Raw genomic sequence first — 15268 nt, 5'->3', positions numbered from 1 at the left:
GGCAACAACCGCAAGTGGTGATGCACTGGCTTCGCGTCGCGCGGGCCGTGCATTTGCCCGAATGAGGAGATCGGTGATGCAGAGCTTCCAGCAGGATTGCGTCGAGCTTGCCATGTGCGCCTACCGCCGGGGGCAGGTCTCGCGCCGCGGGCTGCTCGCCGGGCTGGCCGCGCTCGGCGCCCTGCCGATGACGGGCGGCGATGCGCTGGCGCAGGCCGTGCGCCAGATCGTGATGGTCAATTGGGGCGGCATCGCCAACCAGGGCTTCGGCCGCTTCTACGGCGAGCCCTTCATGGCCGCGAACCCCGGCTGGCGCGTGGTGCAGGACAGCACCGGGCCGTCCGCCGGGCGCATCCGCTCGATGGTGGAAAGCGGCCGCGTCACCTGGGACATCTGCGACAGCTCGGCCACGTCTTCGCACCTGCTGGGCGGCCTGAACCTGCTGACCAAGATCGACTACGGCGTCGTGAACCGGGAGAACGTGATCGGGCCGACCTTCGCGCTCGACTACGGCGCGGCGCCCTATTCCTTCAGCAACGTGCTGGTCTACGACAGCAGCAAGTTCCCGACCGCGCCGACGGGCTGGGCGGATTTCTGGGATCTGCAGAAATTCCCGGGCACGCGGCTGCTGCGGCGCGATGCCGCGGGCGCGCTGGATGCGGCGCAGATGTCGCTCGGCAAGGACCTCGCGAATCTCTATCCGCTGGACGTGCGCGCGAGCCTCGAGCGCGTGCGCCAGATCCGGCGCAACCTGGTGTTCTGGACCAGCGGATCGGAGTCCGAGCAGTTCATGCGCACCGGCGAGGCGGTGATGGGCCAGATCTGGCACACCCGCGCCAAGGTGCTCGAGCAGGAGACCAACGGCCGGCTCAAGTTCATCTGGAACCAGGGCATCCTGCAGCCGGGCATCATGGTGATCCCGCGCGGCAACCCGGCCGGCGCCATGGCGCAGAACTTCCTCGCCTCGATGCTCGCCAATCCCGAGCAGCAGGTCGAGTTGCTGAAATTCCTGGGCAACGGCCCGACCAACCCGCGCGCCGCCGCCCTGGTGCCGGAGGAATTCAAGCGCTTCAATCCGACCGAGCCCGCCAATGCCCGCGTGCAGGTGGCACAGGATGGCCGCTGGTGGGGCGAGAACTACGCCCGCGTGAATGCCGACTACATCGACATGGTGACCGGCTGACCGGCTGCCCGCCGCAGGCGTCGCCATGATCCTGGTCGTGAAGTCGGGGGGCGAGGCGGCCCTTGCCGAATGGCGGGCGCATTTCGCGGAATTCGCGCCGGGCCTCGACTGCCGCTGGTGGGACGACCCGTCGCTCGACCCCGCGGCGGTCGACTACGCGCTGGTGTGGGACCCGGAGCCGGGGCGCCTCGCGCGGCTGCCGCGGCTGCGGGCGATCTTCGGGTCGGGCGCGGGCGTCGATGCCATCGCCGCCGATCCCGACCTGCCGCGCCACCTGCCTCTGGTGCGCTGCGTGCCGCCCGAGGCGACGCAGCGCATGGGGGAATTCGTCTGCTGGGCGGTGCTCTCGCTGGCCCGGGACGCGCGCCGCATGGCCCGCGCGCAGGCGGGCAGCGCCTGGGACTATTTCGAGGCCCCCTTCGCCGCGGCCGAGCGCACCGTCGGCATCATGGGCCTCGGCGCGATGGGGCTGCGCAGCGCGGCGATGCTGCGCGGCCTCGGCATTCCCGTCATTGGCTGGTCGCGCACGCAGAAGGACGTGCCGGGCGTCGAGACCTTCGCGGGCGAGGGGGAGCGCGACGCCTTCCTCGCGCGCGCCGAGGTGCTGGTCTGCCTGCTGCCGGCGACGCCGCAGACGCAGGGCCTGATCGCGGCGCCGCTGCTCGACCGCCTGCCACGCGGGGCCGGGCTGGTCCAGGTCGGGCGCGGGGTGCAGCAGGTGCTGCCCGACATCCTCGCCGCGCTCGATGCCGGGCAATTGTCCGGCGCGGTGCTGGACGTGTTCGAACCGGAGCCGCTGCCGCCCGACAGCCCGGCCTGGACGCATCCGCGAGTGACCGTGACGCCGCATGTCGGCAGCCTGCCCAGCCGGCGCGAACGCGCCCGCTACGTCGCCGGCTGCATCGCACGCCTGGAGCGCGGCGAGACCCCGCCCAACCTCTATTCCCCCGAGCGAGGCTACTGATGCCCCTGCCGCCCCCGCCGGTGAAGCCGGACCCAGACCGCGTGCCGACCGAACAGGAGGTGCGCGAGGACCTTGCAGCCGCCTACCGCCTGGTTGCGATGTTCGGCATGACGGACCTCGTGTTCACGCATCTCTCGGCGCGGCTGCCGGGGGAGGGGCACCGCTTCCTGGTCAACCCCTACGGCCTGCTGTTCGAGGAGATCACGGCGAGCAGCCTGGTCGCGGTGGATGCCGAGGGCGAGCCGCTGCAGGCGACCGCATGGCCCGTGAACCCGGCCGGCTTCGTCATCCATTCCGCCGTGCATCTCGGGCGGAACGATGCGATGTGCGTCATGCACACGCATACGCTGGCCGGCATGGCGGTGGCCGCGCAGTCGGGCGGGCTGCTGCCGCTCAATCAGATGAGCATGGAATTCGACGGCCGCGTCGCGCTGCACGACTACGAAGGCATCGCGGCCGACGACAACCTGTCCGAACGCGACCGGCTGGTGCAGGACCTGGGCGAGCGTCCCTGCATGATCCTGCGCCACCACGGGCTGCTGACGGTCGGGCGCAGCGTCGCCGAGGCCTTCTACTGGTTGTACTACCTGGAGCAGGCCTGCCGCATCCAATTGGCCGCGCAATCCTCCGGCGCGCCGCTCGCGGTGCCGCCGGCGCCGGTCGTCAGGCGCGCGCGGGACCAGTTCGGCACGGGCCCGACCAAGGGCTGGCTGCCCTGGCAGGCGCTGAAGCGGAAACTCGACCGAGAGCAGCCGGACTACCGGGCATGAGCGATGCGCGCGGCCACGCGCTCGGCCTGAAGGGCCTGACCAAGCGCTACGGCGAGTTCACGGCGGTGGAGGACGTCTCGCTCGAGGTCGGGCAGGGCGAATTCCTGACGCTGCTCGGCCCCTCGGGCTCCGGCAAGACGACCATCCTGATGGCGGTGGCGGGCTTCGTCGCGCCGAGCGCGGGCGCGATCCTGCTCGATGGCCGCGACATCACGCCGCTGCCGCCGGAGAAGCGCAACTTCGGCATGGTCTTCCAGGGCTACGCGCTGTTCCCGCACATGACGGTGGCGGAGAACATCGCCTTCCCGCTGCGCGTGCGCGGCCTGTCGCGCGCGGATCGCGACGCGAAGGTGCGCGCCGCGCTCGACCTGGTGCAACTCGCCACCTTTGCGGAGAGGTTGCCGCGGCAATTGTCGGGCGGGCAGCAGCAGCGCGTCGCGCTGGCCCGCGCGCTGGTGTTCGACCCGGCGCTGCTGCTGCTGGATGAACCACTCTCGGCGCTCGACAAGAAGCTGCGGGCGGAGTTGCAGGAGGAGCTGAAGGCGCTGCACCGGCGCGTCGGCCGCACCTTCGTCAACGTGACGCACGACCAGGAGGAGGCGCTGTCGCTGTCCGACCGCATCGCCATCCTGAACCATGGCAGGCTGGTGCAGCAGGGTGCGCCGGGGCTGCTGTACGAACGCCCGCGCACGCGTTTCGTCGCCGACTTCCTCGGCAAGTCGAACTTCCTGGAAGGCACGGTGGTCGAGGCGGCAGCGGGCGGCTTCGCGCTCGACAGCGGCGTGTCCGTGCGGCTGCCGGACGGCGCGGCGCCGCCGCCGGCGGGATCGCGCAGCCTGCTTTCGCTCCGGCCCGAGAAGGTGGCGCTGCTGGCCGAGGGCGAGGCCGCCGATAACGTCGCGGAGGGGCGCATCCTGTCCTGGTCCTACCTCGGTGCCGGCTTCGCGCTGCGCGTGGCCACCGAGCGCCTCGGCGAGATCCGCGCGAGCCTGCCCTCCTGGCAGGCCGCCATCGCGCCGGCCGAGGGGCTTCCCGTGCGCCTCGGCTGGTCGGCCGAGGCCGCCGTGCCGGTCGAGGAGGACGCCGCGTGACCGCCGCCGGGCGGCCGGGCGCGGGGTGGTGGTGGCTGATCCTGCCGGCCTTCCTGCTGCTGGTCGTCTTTTACGTCGCGCCCATCCTGCAGGTGCTCGCCATCAGCGTGACGGAGCCCGAGCCCGGCCTCGGCAATTACGAGCGGCTGTTCACCTCGGGCGCCGTGCAGCGGGTGATCGTGACGACGCTGCGCATCTGCCTCATCACGACCGTGCTGGCGCTGCTTCTGGGCTATGCCATCGCCTACGCGATCACGCTGGCCAGCCCGCGCGCGCGGGGGTGGTGGATCCTGGCTGTGCTCGTGCCGCTCTGGATCTCGGTGCTGGTGCGTGCCTTCGCCTGGGTCACGCTGCTGCGCCGGCAGGGCCTCGTGAACAACACGCTGATGGAAGCCGGCATCATCTCCGAGCCGCTGCCGCTGGTCTGGAACGAATTCGGCATCGTCGTCGGCATGGTGCACTACATGGTGCCCTTCGCCGTGCTGCCGATGCTGGCCTCGATGCGGGAGATCGACCCACGGCTGCTGGCCGCCGCGCGCGGGCTCGGCGGGTCGCGGGGCCAGGTGTTCCGCCGGGTCTTCCTGCCGCTCTCCATGCCCGGCGTGATCGCGGCCGCCGTGCTGGTCTTCATCTTCACCCTCGGCTTCTACATCACGCCGGCCATCCTCGGCGGCGGCAAGACGCTGATGGTCGCGGAATGGATCGGGCTGCAGATCCTCGACCTCATCCGCTGGGGGCTCGGCACCATGATGGCGACGATGCTGGTGGTCGCGATCCTGGTCACGCTCGCGGTGTTCTCCCGCATCGTGGACCTGCGCCGCATCTTCGGGGCGGGGGCCTGAGGCGGATGGACGGCACCTATCGTCCCGGGCCCGCCGGGCGGGGCCTGGCCTGGGCCACGGCGCTCTATCTCGTGCTGCCGATCCTGATCGTGGTGCCGGTTGCGCTGACCGACCAGCGTTTCCTGTCGCTGCCGAAGGACGGGCTCAGCCTGCAGCATTTCCGGACCGTGCTCGCCTCCCCGGAATGGCTCGGCTCGATCTGGCAGTCCTTCACCATCGCCGTGGCCGCAACGGTCCTGTCCGTCGTGGCGGGGACGCTCTGCGCCATCGGCTGCTGGCGCATCTCCCGCCGCGCGACGGAGCTGATCCGCGTGCTGATGTTGCTGCCGCTGATCATCCCGTCCATCGTCTACGCCATCGGGCTGTATCGCTACTTCGGCGCCCTCGACCTGCTGGACCGGTTCATGGGCGTGGTCATCGCGCATGGCGTGACGGGCATTCCCTATGTGGTCATCACCGTCTCGACCGCGCTCGCGGCCTTCGACCCGCGGTTGGAGCAGGCTGCGCGGGGCATGGGGGCGTCGCTCACGCAGACGCTGCGCTGGGTGATCCTGCCGCGCATCGCGCCCGGCATCTTCTCGGGCGCCATCTTCGCCTTCATCCATTCCTGGGACGAGCTCGTGATGGTGCTGTTCATCGCATCCCGCGACGTCTTCACCCTGCCGCGCCGGATCTGGGACGGGATCAACGAGAACCTCGACCCCGCCATGGCCGCCGTGGCCGTGCTGCTGATCCTGTTCACGCTGCTGCTGCTGCTGGCCGACCGGGCGCTCCGGCGGCGCACCGAGGGAGGCTGAGGCCATGGCCCAGGCGATGAGCGAGTTCGACCACCGCTACAACATGCTGATCGAGCGCTTCGCGAGCGAGCCCGACCCGCCGTTCAACAGCACGGCCGAGCAGGAAGCCGGCTGGGGCCGCCGCTGGGGCTGCAATTCCGACATCGGCCGGCTGCGCGTCGTGCTGATGCACCGCCCGGGCGAGGAGATGAAGGTCCTCGACGGCCTGCCGCTCATCCCTGAACTCGGCGCCTATGGCGACCCCGCAACCGGCGCCTATTGGCGGGGCGAGGTCATTCCCCCGCTCGCCGAGCAGCAGGCGCAGCACGATTCGCTCGCTGCCGCGCTGCGGGAGGAAGGCGTCGAGGTCGTCATGCTCCATCGCGCCGCGCCCGGCCGGCACAAGTCGGTCTACACTCGGGATTCCTGCATCGGGATCGATGGCGGCGCCGTCGTCACGCGCATGGGCCCGCGCATCCGCCGCGGGGAGGAACGCGCGGTGACCGAGACGCTGGCCGGCATCGGCATGCCAATCCTGCGCACCATCGCCGGCACCGGCCTGATGGAGGGCGGGTCGTTCGCGTACATCCGCCCGGATGTCGCGGTGATCGGCGTCTCCTCCCGCGTCAACGAGGAAGGCGCCAGGCAGATGGAGGAGGTGCTGGCGCTGCAGGGCACGCGGCTGATCCGCGTGCAGATCCCTGGCTACCGGCTGCACATCGACGGCGCCTTCGTCATGCTCGGCCACGATGTCGCGCTGGTGAACCCCGTCATCCTGCCCTTCACCTTCATGGAGGAACTGAAGCGCCTCGGCATCCGGATGATCCCGCTGACCCACGAGGATCCGTCCTGGGCGATCAACTGCCTGGCGGTGGCGCCGGGGCGCGTGCTGATGAGCGACCAGGTTGGCCCGCGCACGCAGGACGCGTTGGACAAGGCGGGCATTTCCGTGCGCCTGGTGGCATACGACCGCGTCTATCTCGGCGGCGGGGGCATCCATTGCTCGACGGCGCCCCTGGTGCGCGACCCGCTGTGAGCGGCATGCCCGGCTGGCGACCTGCGATGGAGGGTGCCACGCCCTTCTTCGCCTGTGCCGCCGAACCGCGCTTTCCCTACTGCCTCCATGTTCCGGCACGGCGGCGCGAGGGGCCGGCGCCGCTGCTGGTCGCCGTCCATGGCAGCGACCGCCGGCCCGAGGCGCTGCGCGACCTCTGCGTGCCGCTGAGCGAACGCACCGGCGCCGTGGTGCTGGCGCCGCTCTTCGCGATCGGCAGCACCGCGCCCGACGACGAACCCGGCTACAAGTTCGGCCTGTTCCGGGGCCTACGCTACGATCACGCGCTGCTCGCGATGGTCGAGGACGCGGCGCGGCGCGTCGACCTGGCGACCGACCGCTTTGCGCTGGCCGGCTATTCGGGCGGCGGGCAGTTCGCGCTGCGCTTCCTGCTGCTGCAGCCGCACCGGCTGCACGCGGTCTCGATCGGTGCGCCCGGCTACGTCACGCTGCTCGACCCCACGCTGCCCTGGTGGGCGGGCACCGAGGACTTCGCCGCTGTCTTCGGCCATGCGCCCGACCTCGCGGCGATGCGCCGTGTGGCGGTGCATCTGGTGGTGGGCGAGGGTGACACGGAGACCGAGGTCATCCGCGTCCCGCCCGGCCATCCGCTCTGGGTGCGCGGGGCCGAGGCGCAGGGGCCGACCCGCATCGCGCGGATCGAGGCGCTGGCCGCGAGCCTGCGGGCCGCCGGAATCGACGCCGTGCTCGACCGCGTTCCGGGCGTTGGGCATTCGGGGGAAGGGACCTTCCCGGCGGTGGAAGCCTTCCTCGAGCCGCGCCTCGCGGCCTGATCAGGCGACCACGCGCTCCAGGCCGATGCCGCGGCAATCCATTTCGAAATCCAGCCCCTCCACCGGCGGGCGACAATCCTGCCAGGTGAGGCCGTGGCGCAGCACGCCGCGCATGGCCATCCCGGCGGCCAGGGCCGGCGGCAGCGGATGCACGGTATAGGCCTGCACGCCCGTCGTACCGGCCCAGCTATGGCCGAGCAGGCCCATCCGGCGCTCCATCTCGCCCAGCACCCAGATTCCCTTGTTCAGCAGCCCCTCGGGCGAGGTGTCGCCGTAAGCCACGGTGTTATCGCGGTAGGAGCCCTTGCCCTCCGCCGCCTCCCCGCTGCCGGCAACGGCGAAGGACGGCGCGGCATCGGCGTCCGGCACGGTGAAGCAGAAGGCGTGGAAGCAGGGCTCGGGCGGCGGCGCGTGGCGCGGGCAGACATTGCTGCGCGCGATCGGGTTGCGCCCGTCGCGCAGCACGCCCCAGTCGTTGAGCACGGCGGCGTAGCCGGCGTTGAAGGTGGCGAAGCCCGCCTCGGTGAAGGGCGCGGGGGAACGGAGTTCGCAGGCCGCGAAGGCCGTGCGCGGGCGGCCCGCGGCGTCGAGGATGGCGGCGATGCGCCGCCAGCCCTCGGCCATCGGCAGGGGTTCGGCGAAGCGCACACGTTCGAGCCGGAAGCCCGGCAGCGCCGCGACGCCACCGGAATACTGCATGACGGCCGGGATGAAGCGGTAGCCGGCCTCGGCGATGGCGATGGTTTCCATGGTCAGCGCTTCGTCACGCCCCAGAAGACAGGGATGATGGTCGGGCGCAGCCCTTCGATGTTGGTCCGGTGCGCGGCCAGGCGGCGGAACTGCCCGCCATTGATGTAGGGGAGGGATTCAGTCGCGCGGGCCTGCACCTGGTCGAGGATCTGCCGGCGCTTCGCAGGGTCGGCTTCCTCCCACCAGGCGCGGCGCAGGCGCTCGAGTTCCTCGTCGCAGGGCCAGCCGGCGGGGCCGCCCTGGCACGGCGAGCCGAGATAGACGTTGACCAGCGGGTTCTGGGCATCGAGGACGTTGGCGACGGTGACGAACAGGTTCCAGCCGCCCTGCTCCACCGGCTCGCGCCGATTGCGCCGCTGCGAAAGCGTCGCCCAGTCCATCGCGACCACGTCCATGTTGAGCCCGGCGCGACGCATGTTTTCCGCCATGGTCAGCGTGACGGCGTTGTTGACCGGGCTGTCCGTGGCATTGAGGAAGACGACGCGTTCCCCGTTGTAGCCGGCCTCGCGCAGCAGGGCGCGCGCGCGCTCCAGGTTGATCTCGCGCAGCCCCTCGGCGCCGGCGTTGCTTTCGAGCGGCGTGCCGCACAGGAAATAGGCCGGGCAATAGGGCACCTGTTCGGCCGGCGCGACGCCGACCGCCTGCAGGTTCTCCTGCTGGTTCACGAGATGCAGCAGCGCCCGCCGCGCGGCCGGGTTGTTGAAGGGCGGCTGGGTGTGGTTCGGGCGCAGCCAGACCATCGAGCCGATCGGGTCGAGCTGGAAGGTGCGGATGTTGCGGTTGCGCGCCAGCAGCGGCAGCACGTCGGGTGTCGGCTGCTCGATGAAGTCGATCTCGCCCGACTGCAGCGCGGCCGCGGCCGTCGCCGGGTCGTTGATGCCGAGCCATTCGATGCGCTCGAGCAGCGCGACCTTGCCGCCCGCCAGCCCGTCCGCCGGTTCGCTGCGCGGGCGATAGGCCGGGTTGCGCAGATAGACCGCGCGTTCGCCCGGCAGGTACTCCTGCTGGCGGAAGATGAAGGGGCCGGAGCCGGTCGGGTCCGTGAAGGCGACGTTCGCGGGGGTGGAGGCGATGCGTTCCGGCATCACGAACAGCGCGCTCGCGGTCGGACGGGCCAGCACCTCGGTCACCAGGCCGAAGGGGCGCGACAGGCGGATGGTAAATGTCTTGTCGTCCACCACCTCCATCGCCGCGGTCGCCGCGGCCAGTGCGCGCCCTGCGATGTCGCGCTGCGACCAGCGCCGGATGGAGGCGACGGCATCCGCCGCGCGCACCGGCTGGCCATCATGGAAGGCGAGGCCGTCGCGCAGCGTGAAGCGATGCGTCATGCCGTCGGCCGAGACCTCGTGCCGATCGACCATCTGCGGCCGCGCCTCGCCCTGGCTGTCCAGGCCAAACAGCTGATCATAGACGAGGAAGCCGTGGTTGCGGATGAAGGCCGCGGTCGAGACCACGGGGTCGAGGCTCGCCAGCGGATTGGCCAGCACCACGCGCAGCGTCCCGGAGGGCGCGGGCTGCTGCGCCGCCGCGGGGGCCATCGCGCCCGAGAAGGCCAGCACCGCGGCGGCGGCCCCGGCCAGGATCGAGGTTCTGCGGTCTGCCATGATGCCCTTCCGTATTGCGGGCGGCATCATGACATCGCATCCCCGCCTGTCCACCGCCTGTCCACCGCCTGTCCACCGCCTGGACGGCGCGGCCGCGCCGCCCTTCAATGCGGCAGCCGACGGACAGGGATGCCATGACCTTCTCGCTTCTCGGGCGATGCGCGCGGACCGGCCAGTTCGGTGCGGCGGTGACGACCTCCTCCATCGCGGTGGGCACGCGCGTGCCCTTCCTGGCGGCCGGGGTCGGCGGCATGCTGACGCAACACCGCACCGACCCGCGGCTCGGCCCGCGCGGGCTCGACCTGCTGCGGTCCGGGTGTTCGGCGCAGGAGACGATCGCGGCGCTGGTCGCCTCGACGCCGCATCACCGCTGGCGGCAGCTCGCGGCGATGGATGCGGCGGGCGGCACGGCGCATTTCGACGGCGAACGCGTGAAGCCCGAGCGCGGCGTGGCGCACGGCCGGGACGTGGTGGCGATCGGCAACATCCTCTCCTCCCCCCGCGTGGCGGAGGCGATGGCGGAGGCGTTCCTTGCTGCGTCGGACGAAGCGCTGACCGAACGCCTGCTGCGCGCGCTGGAAGCCGGGGAGGCGGCGGGCGGCGAGCATGGCGACGTCACCTCCGCCTGCCTGCTCGTCGTCCATCGCGAGTGCTTCCCCTATGTGGACCTCCGCGTGGACAAGGACCCGCACCCGCTGCCGGCGCTGCGCCGCCTGTGGGCGGAATACGCGCCGCTCGCCGACGGCTTCGTGCAGCGCGCGATCGACCCCGAAGACGCGCCGATCATCTGAAGAAGAACCGAGGACACGCCCATGCGCATCAAGGCCGCCATCCTGTTCGAGCAGGGCAAGCCGCGCCCCTACGCCACGTCCCGTCCGCTGGTGGTGGAGGAGGTGGAACTCGAGGGCCCCGGGCCCGGCGAGATGCTGATCGAGGTGGCCGCGGCGGGGCTTTGCCATTCCGACCTCTCGACCATCGAGAACCAGCGCCCGCGCCCGCTGCCGATCGTGATCGGCCACGAGGGCGCGGGCATCGTGCGCGAGGTCGGCTCCGGCATCACCGACGTGAAGCCCGACGACCATGTCGTGACCGTCTTCGCGCCGTCCTGCGGCAATTGCCGGTACTGCGTGCGCGGGCGGCCGAACATCTGCCCGACCGGCAACGCCTTCCGCCAGGCGGGGCAGCTGCCGACGGGCGCGCGTCGGCTGAAGCGGCTGGACGGCACGCCGATCAACCACAATTCCGGCCTGTCGCTCTATGCCCAGTATGCGGTGGTGGCGCGGCGCTCGGCGGTGAAGATCGGCCGCGATATCCCGCTCGACGACGCGGCGATCTTCGGCTGCGCGGTGATGACGGGCGCGGGCGCGGTGCTGAACACGGCGGGGCTCGAGGCGGGGGAGGGCATCGCGGTCGTGGGCCTGGGCGGCGTCGGCATGAATGCGCTGTTCGCGGCGGTCGCGGCCGGGGCGGAGCGGATCGTCGCCATCGACACCAATCCCCAGAAGCTGGAACTCGCGAAGCAATGGGGCGCGACCGACGTCTTCCTCGCGGGCAACGAGGATTGCGCGGCGCAAGTGCGGGACGCGACGGATGGCGGGCTCGACACGGTGATCGAAACCGCGGGGACCATCCCGGCGATGCAACTCGCCATCGCCATCACCGCGCGCGGCGGCAGCACGATCAGCGCGGGACTGCCCAACGTGAACGCCTCCGTGTCGTATCTGCATGCGAGCATGGTGCAGGAGGAACGGAGCATCCGCGGGTCCTACATGGGCTCCTGCGTGCCGGAGCGCGACCTGCCGCGCCTGCTTGGCCTGTATCGACGCGGCAAGCTGCCGGTCGACAAGCTCAAGACCAGCCACATCACCTTCGACCAGATCAACGAGGGGTTCGACCTGCTCTCGGACGGCAGCGTCCTGCGCCAGATGCTGCGCCCCAACGCCTGAGGCGCTGCACGCGCCTGAGGCAGGGCCTGCCCAGGACCCGTGCAGCCCGGCCGCGCTTGCAACCCTGCGGCGGCGTGGCAGTCTGGCGCTTCATGCCGCGCCCTGCCGCCACGCCCAGCCACCAGCGTTCGCGCGGCGGCGCTTCCCTCCGTTTCGCCGTCGCGCGCGGAGCGACGCGGCTGGCCGACCTGCACCAGGCATCCCCCATGCGGATCCTGTTCCCGACGCCGGAACCGGGGGAGGCGCCGCTGGCGGCGCTGGTGAACACGGCGGGCGGGCTCGCGGGCGGCGACGAGGTGGAGATCTCGGTGGCGCTCGATGCCGGCGCGGCGGCCACGGTCTCGACGCCGGCGGCCGAGAAGATCTACCGCAGCCTCGGCCCCGAGACGCGCGTGGCGGCGCGGATCGAGGTCGGGCCCGGCGCGCGGCTCGAATGGATCCCGCAGGAGACGATCCTGTTCGAGGGCGCGCGGCTGGCGCGCCGCCTGGAGGCCGACATCGCCGCCGATGCCGTGCTGCTGATGGCGGAGATGCTGGTCTTCGGCCGCCATGCGCGCGGCGAGGCGCTGACCCGGGGCAGCCTGCTCGACACCTGGCGCATCCGGCGGGGCGGTGCCCTGGTGTGGGCCGATGGGCTGGCACTCGACGGCGATGTCGCGGCGATGCTGGCGAACCCCTTCGGCTTCGCGGGCGCCGAGGCGAGCGCCACCCTGTTGCTGGCCGACCCGAACCCGCTGGCGCGGCTGCGAGACGGGCTGCGCGACGCCGGCATCGCGGCCACCGTTCTGCGGCCCGGCCTCATGCTGGCGCGGTGGCTTGGCCCTGCCGCGACGGTGCGGGAGGGTCTCGGCAGCGCGATCCGGATGGTGCGCGCCCGGCATTTCGGCCTGCCGGCGGCGCTGCCCCGGCTGTGGACGTGCTGAGCGGGGAACGGCCATGATGGCGCGGTGCTTGCTGTGCTTTCGCCCCACGGTCTGGAGGAGTGGATCGGAATGAACCTGACGCCCCGGGAGAAGGACAAGCTGCTGATCGCCATGGCGGCGATCGTCGCGCGCCGGCGGCTCGAGCGCGGGCTCAGGCTGAACTACCCGGAGGCCGTCGCGCTGATCACGGATTTCGTGGTGGAGGGCGCGCGGGACGGGCGAAGCGTCGCCGACCTCATGCGCGACGGCGCGAAGGTGCTGACCCGCGCCCAGGTGATGGACGGGATCGCCGAGATGATCCACGAGATCCAGGTCGAGGCGACTTTCCCGGACGGGACGAAGCTCGTCACGGTGCACGAGCCGATCCGCGACGCCGCGCCGGCGAAGGCGAAGCCCGCGGGCAATGCGAAGGCGAAGGTCGTGGCCGGACCGACGGCCAGGGCCGCCGCACGGGCGAAGCCGAAGGCCGGCGCGAAACCCAAGCCCAAGACGAAGCCTGCTGCCCGCCGCAAGCCTGCCGCCCCCGCGAAAGGACCCCGCCGATGATCCCGGGCGAGATCATCCCCGCCGCCGGGGACATCGAATTGAACGCCGGCCGCGCCGCCATCGAGGTCGAGGTCGCGAATACCGGCGACCGCCCCGTGCAGGTCGGCAGCCACTACCACTTCGCCGAGACCAACCCGATGCTGCGCTTCGACCGCACCGCCGCGCGCGGCCGGCGGCTCGACATCGCCGCCGGCACGGCGGTCCGCTTCGAGCCCGGCCAGACGCGCAAGGTGCGGCTGGTGGAATTCGCCGGCGCACGCATCGTGCACGGCTTCCGCGGCGAGACGGAAGGAGCGCTGTAGATGGCGACCAGGATCTCCCGCGCCGCCTATGCCGGCATGTATGGCCCGACCATCGGCGACCGCGTGCGCCTGGCCGACACCGACATCATCATCGAGGTGGAGCGCGACCTCACCACCTATGGGGAGGAAGTGAAGTTCGGCGGCGGCAAGGTCATCCGCGACGGAATGGGCCAGTCGCAGGTGACGCGCGCGGCCGGCGCGATGGACACCGTCATCACCAATGCGCTGATCCTCGACGCGGTGACGGGTATCATCAAGGCCGATGTCGGCCTGAGGGACGGGCGCATCGCCGCCATCGGCAAGGCCGGCAACCCGGACACTCAGCCGGGCGTGACCATCGTGATCGGGCCGGGCACCGAGATCATCGCGGGCGAGGGCCGCATCCTGACCGCGGGCGGCATCGACCCGCACATCCACTTCATCTGCCCGCAGCAGATCGAGGAGGCGCTGGCCTCGGGCGTCACGTCGATGTTCGGCGGCGGCACGGGGCCGGCGCATGGCACGCTCGCCACCACCTGCACGCCCGGACCCTGGCACATGGCGCGCATGCTGCAGGCGGCCGAGGCCTTCCCGATGAACCTCGGCTTCCTCGGCAAGGGCAATGCCGCGCTGCCGGCGGCGCTCGAGGAGCAGATCCGCGCCGGCGCCTGCGGCCTCAAGCTGCACGAGGACTGGGGCACCACGCCCAAGGCCATCGACACCTGCCTGTCGGTCGCCGATGCGATGGACATCCAGGTTGCCATCCACACCGACACGCTGAACGAGAGCGGCTTCGTCGAGGAGACGATCAAGGCCATCAAGGGCCGCGTGCTGCAGGCCTTCCACACCGAAGGCGCCGGAGGCGGCCATGCGCCCGACATCCTGCGGCTGGTAGGCGAGGGCAACATCCTGCCGTCCTCGACCAACCCCACCATGCCGTACACGGTGAACACGGTGGACGAGCATCTCGACATGCTCATGGTCTGCCATCACCTCGACCCGCGCATCGCCGAGGACGTCGCCTTCGCGGAATCGCGCATCCGAAAGGAGACCATCGCGGCCGAGGACATCCTGCACGACCTCGGCGCGATCTCGATGATGTCGTCCGACAGCCAGGCGATGGGGCGCGTGGGCGAGGTCATCATCCGCACCTGGCAGACCGCCCACAAGATGAAGGTGCAGCGCGGCCGCCTTCCCGCCGAGAGCGGCGAGAACGACAACCTTCGCGCGAAGCGCTACATCGCGAAATACACGATCAATCCCGCGATCAGCCAGGGCGTCGCGGACCACGTGGGCAGCCTCGAGGTCGGCAAGCTTGCGGACCTGGTGCTCTGGAGCCCCGCCTTCTTTGGCGTGAAGCCCGAGATGATCCTGAAGGGTGGCGCCATCGCCATGTCGCTGATGGGCGACCCCAACGCCTCCATCCCCACGCCGCAGCCGGTGCATTACCGCCCGATGTTCGGCGCCTTCGGCGGAGCGCGGCGCGCGACCTCGCTCACCTTCGTATCCCAGGCCGCGATCGCGGAGGATGTCGGCGGGCGGCTCGGCCTGTCCCGCCCGCTCGCGGCCGTGCGCAACTGCCGCGGCGGAATCTCCAAGCGCAGCATGGTGCTGAACGATGCCCTGCCGCGCATCCAGGTCGACCCCGAGACCTACGAGGTGCGCGCCGACGGCGTGCTGCTGGTCTGCGAACCCGCCAAGGTGCTGCCGATGGCGCAGCGCTACTTCCTGTTCTGAGGACCCG

The 15268-nt window shown here is 71.3% G+C and carries 15 protein-coding genes and 1 pseudogene; 14 read left to right on the top strand and 2 right to left on the bottom strand.

Annotation, left to right across the window (positions count from 1 at the left end):
* The first annotated feature begins 76 nt into the window (after positions 1 to 76).
* The 8 genes from E8M80_RS04125 to E8M80_RS04090 are packed head-to-tail and all read left to right on the top strand — an operon-like array spanning position 77 to position 7474.
* Positions 77 to 1183, top strand: coding sequence for an extracellular solute-binding protein (locus E8M80_RS04125; protein WP_170979188.1), 1107 nt, complete (start codon positions 77 to 79; stop codon positions 1181 to 1183).
* 25 nt (positions 1184 to 1208) lie between these two features.
* On the top strand, positions 1209 to 2147 hold the full coding sequence (locus tag E8M80_RS04120; protein ID WP_137124387.1) for a glyoxylate/hydroxypyruvate reductase A: 939 nt from the start codon (positions 1209 to 1211) through the stop codon (positions 2145 to 2147).
* Positions 2147 to 2917, top strand: a complete 771-nt coding sequence (locus tag E8M80_RS04115) for a class II aldolase/adducin family protein (protein ID WP_137124386.1) — start codon at positions 2147 to 2149, stop codon at positions 2915 to 2917. The genes E8M80_RS04120 and E8M80_RS04115 overlap by 1 nt, the downstream gene beginning before the upstream one ends.
* Positions 2914 to 4008 (top strand): ABC transporter ATP-binding protein, encoded by a 1095-nt coding sequence (locus E8M80_RS04110; protein ID WP_137124385.1) that lies wholly within the window; start codon positions 2914 to 2916, stop codon positions 4006 to 4008. The genes E8M80_RS04115 and E8M80_RS04110 overlap by 4 nt, the downstream gene beginning before the upstream one ends.
* Positions 4005 to 4850, top strand: a complete 846-nt coding sequence (locus tag E8M80_RS04105) for an ABC transporter permease (RefSeq protein WP_137124384.1) — start codon at positions 4005 to 4007, stop codon at positions 4848 to 4850. Before E8M80_RS04110 ends, E8M80_RS04105 begins: the two co-directional genes overlap by 4 nt.
* Positions 4851 to 4855: 5 nt before the next feature.
* Complete coding sequence (locus tag E8M80_RS04100) at positions 4856 to 5647, top strand: ABC transporter permease (protein ID WP_137124383.1); 792 nt, start codon at positions 4856 to 4858, stop codon at positions 5645 to 5647.
* 4 nt (positions 5648 to 5651) lie between these two features.
* The gene (locus E8M80_RS04095; RefSeq protein WP_137124382.1) at positions 5652 to 6662 is read left to right on the top strand and encodes a dimethylarginine dimethylaminohydrolase family protein; all 1011 of its coding nucleotides are present in this window, start codon (positions 5652 to 5654) and stop codon (positions 6660 to 6662) included.
* Between the two features lie 5 nt (positions 6663 to 6667).
* Positions 6668 to 7474: an alpha/beta hydrolase gene (locus E8M80_RS04090; RefSeq protein WP_170979187.1), complete on the top strand. Its 807-nt coding sequence runs from the start codon at positions 6668 to 6670 to the stop codon at positions 7472 to 7474.
* Here the strand turns inward: E8M80_RS04090 and E8M80_RS04085 are convergent, their stop codons facing one another.
* Both E8M80_RS04085 and E8M80_RS04080 read right to left on the bottom strand, forming a co-directional pair.
* Positions 7475 to 8224: a hypothetical protein gene (locus E8M80_RS04085; protein WP_137124380.1), complete on the bottom strand. Its 750-nt coding sequence runs from the start codon at positions 8222 to 8224 to the stop codon at positions 7475 to 7477.
* 2 nt (positions 8225 to 8226) lie between these two features.
* Positions 8227 to 9828 (bottom strand): ABC transporter substrate-binding protein, encoded by a 1602-nt coding sequence (locus E8M80_RS04080; protein ID WP_137124379.1) that lies wholly within the window; start codon positions 9826 to 9828, stop codon positions 8227 to 8229.
* 134 nt (positions 9829 to 9962) lie between these two features.
* On the opposite strand from E8M80_RS04080, the gene E8M80_RS04075 reads away from it, so the two are divergent.
* The 6 genes and pseudogenes from E8M80_RS04075 (at position 9963) to ureC (ending at position 15261) form a co-directional block, all read left to right on the top strand.
* Entirely contained in the window at positions 9963 to 10619 is a 657-nt protein-coding gene (locus E8M80_RS04075; protein WP_137124378.1) for a DUF1028 domain-containing protein, read from the top strand.
* Positions 10620 to 10640: 21 nt separating this feature from the next.
* The gene (locus E8M80_RS04070; RefSeq protein ID WP_137124377.1) at positions 10641 to 11774 is read left to right on the top strand and encodes a zinc-dependent alcohol dehydrogenase family protein; all 1134 of its coding nucleotides are present in this window, start codon (positions 10641 to 10643) and stop codon (positions 11772 to 11774) included.
* A 206-nt stretch (positions 11775 to 11980) separates the two neighbouring features.
* On the top strand, positions 11981 to 12697 hold the full coding sequence (locus tag E8M80_RS04065) for an urease accessory protein UreD (protein WP_170979186.1): 717 nt from the start codon (positions 11981 to 11983) through the stop codon (positions 12695 to 12697).
* Between the two features lie 69 nt (positions 12698 to 12766).
* Positions 12767 to 13066, top strand: a pseudogene (locus E8M80_RS26500) (urease subunit gamma); the annotation flags it as partial.
* 173 nt (positions 13067 to 13239) lie between these two features.
* Entirely contained in the window at positions 13240 to 13545 is a 306-nt protein-coding gene (locus E8M80_RS04055; RefSeq protein ID WP_137124375.1) for an urease subunit beta, read from the top strand.
* Positions 13546 to 15261, top strand: coding sequence for an urease subunit alpha (ureC, locus tag E8M80_RS04050; RefSeq protein ID WP_137124374.1), 1716 nt, complete (start codon positions 13546 to 13548; stop codon positions 15259 to 15261).
* The last annotated feature ends 7 nt before the right edge of the window (positions 15262 to 15268 follow it).

This window comes from Roseomonas sp. HF4, from assembly GCF_005222755.1.
Lineage (GTDB): Bacteria > Pseudomonadota > Alphaproteobacteria > Acetobacterales > Acetobacteraceae > Neoroseomonas.
The sequence above is the reverse complement of the archived record's forward strand: the minus strand, read 5'-3'. Positions and strand labels throughout refer to the sequence as shown.

Excerpts from the sequence above, each read along its gene's own strand:
- E8M80_RS04125 (WP_170979188.1), top strand. The coding sequence starts at position 77 with ATGCAGAGCTTCCAGCAGGATTGCGTCGAGCTTGCCATGTGCGCCTAC.
- E8M80_RS04120 (WP_137124387.1), top strand. The coding sequence starts at position 1,209 with ATGATCCTGGTCGTGAAGTCGGGGGGCGAGGCGGCCCTTGCCGAATGG.
- E8M80_RS04115 (WP_137124386.1), top strand. The coding sequence starts at position 2,147 with ATGCCCCTGCCGCCCCCGCCGGTGAAGCCGGACCCAGACCGCGTGCCG.
- E8M80_RS04110 (WP_137124385.1), top strand. The coding sequence starts at position 2,914 with ATGAGCGATGCGCGCGGCCACGCGCTCGGCCTGAAGGGCCTGACCAAG.
- E8M80_RS04100 (WP_137124383.1), top strand. The coding sequence starts at position 4,856 with ATGGACGGCACCTATCGTCCCGGGCCCGCCGGGCGGGGCCTGGCCTGG.
- E8M80_RS04095 (WP_137124382.1), top strand. The coding sequence starts at position 5,652 with ATGGCCCAGGCGATGAGCGAGTTCGACCACCGCTACAACATGCTGATC.
- E8M80_RS04090 (WP_170979187.1), top strand. The coding sequence starts at position 6,668 with ATGCCCGGCTGGCGACCTGCGATGGAGGGTGCCACGCCCTTCTTCGCC.
- E8M80_RS04085 (WP_137124380.1), bottom strand. The coding sequence starts at position 8,224 with ATGGAAACCATCGCCATCGCCGAGGCCGGCTACCGCTTCATCCCGGCC.
- E8M80_RS04080 (WP_137124379.1), bottom strand. The coding sequence starts at position 9,828 with ATGGCAGACCGCAGAACCTCGATCCTGGCCGGGGCCGCCGCCGCGGTG.
- E8M80_RS04075 (WP_137124378.1), top strand. The coding sequence starts at position 9,963 with ATGACCTTCTCGCTTCTCGGGCGATGCGCGCGGACCGGCCAGTTCGGT.
- E8M80_RS04070 (WP_137124377.1), top strand. The coding sequence starts at position 10,641 with ATGCGCATCAAGGCCGCCATCCTGTTCGAGCAGGGCAAGCCGCGCCCC.
- E8M80_RS04065 (WP_170979186.1), top strand. The coding sequence starts at position 11,981 with ATGCGGATCCTGTTCCCGACGCCGGAACCGGGGGAGGCGCCGCTGGCG.
- E8M80_RS04055 (WP_137124375.1), top strand. The coding sequence starts at position 13,240 with ATGATCCCGGGCGAGATCATCCCCGCCGCCGGGGACATCGAATTGAAC.
- ureC (WP_137124374.1), top strand. The coding sequence starts at position 13,546 with ATGGCGACCAGGATCTCCCGCGCCGCCTATGCCGGCATGTATGGCCCG.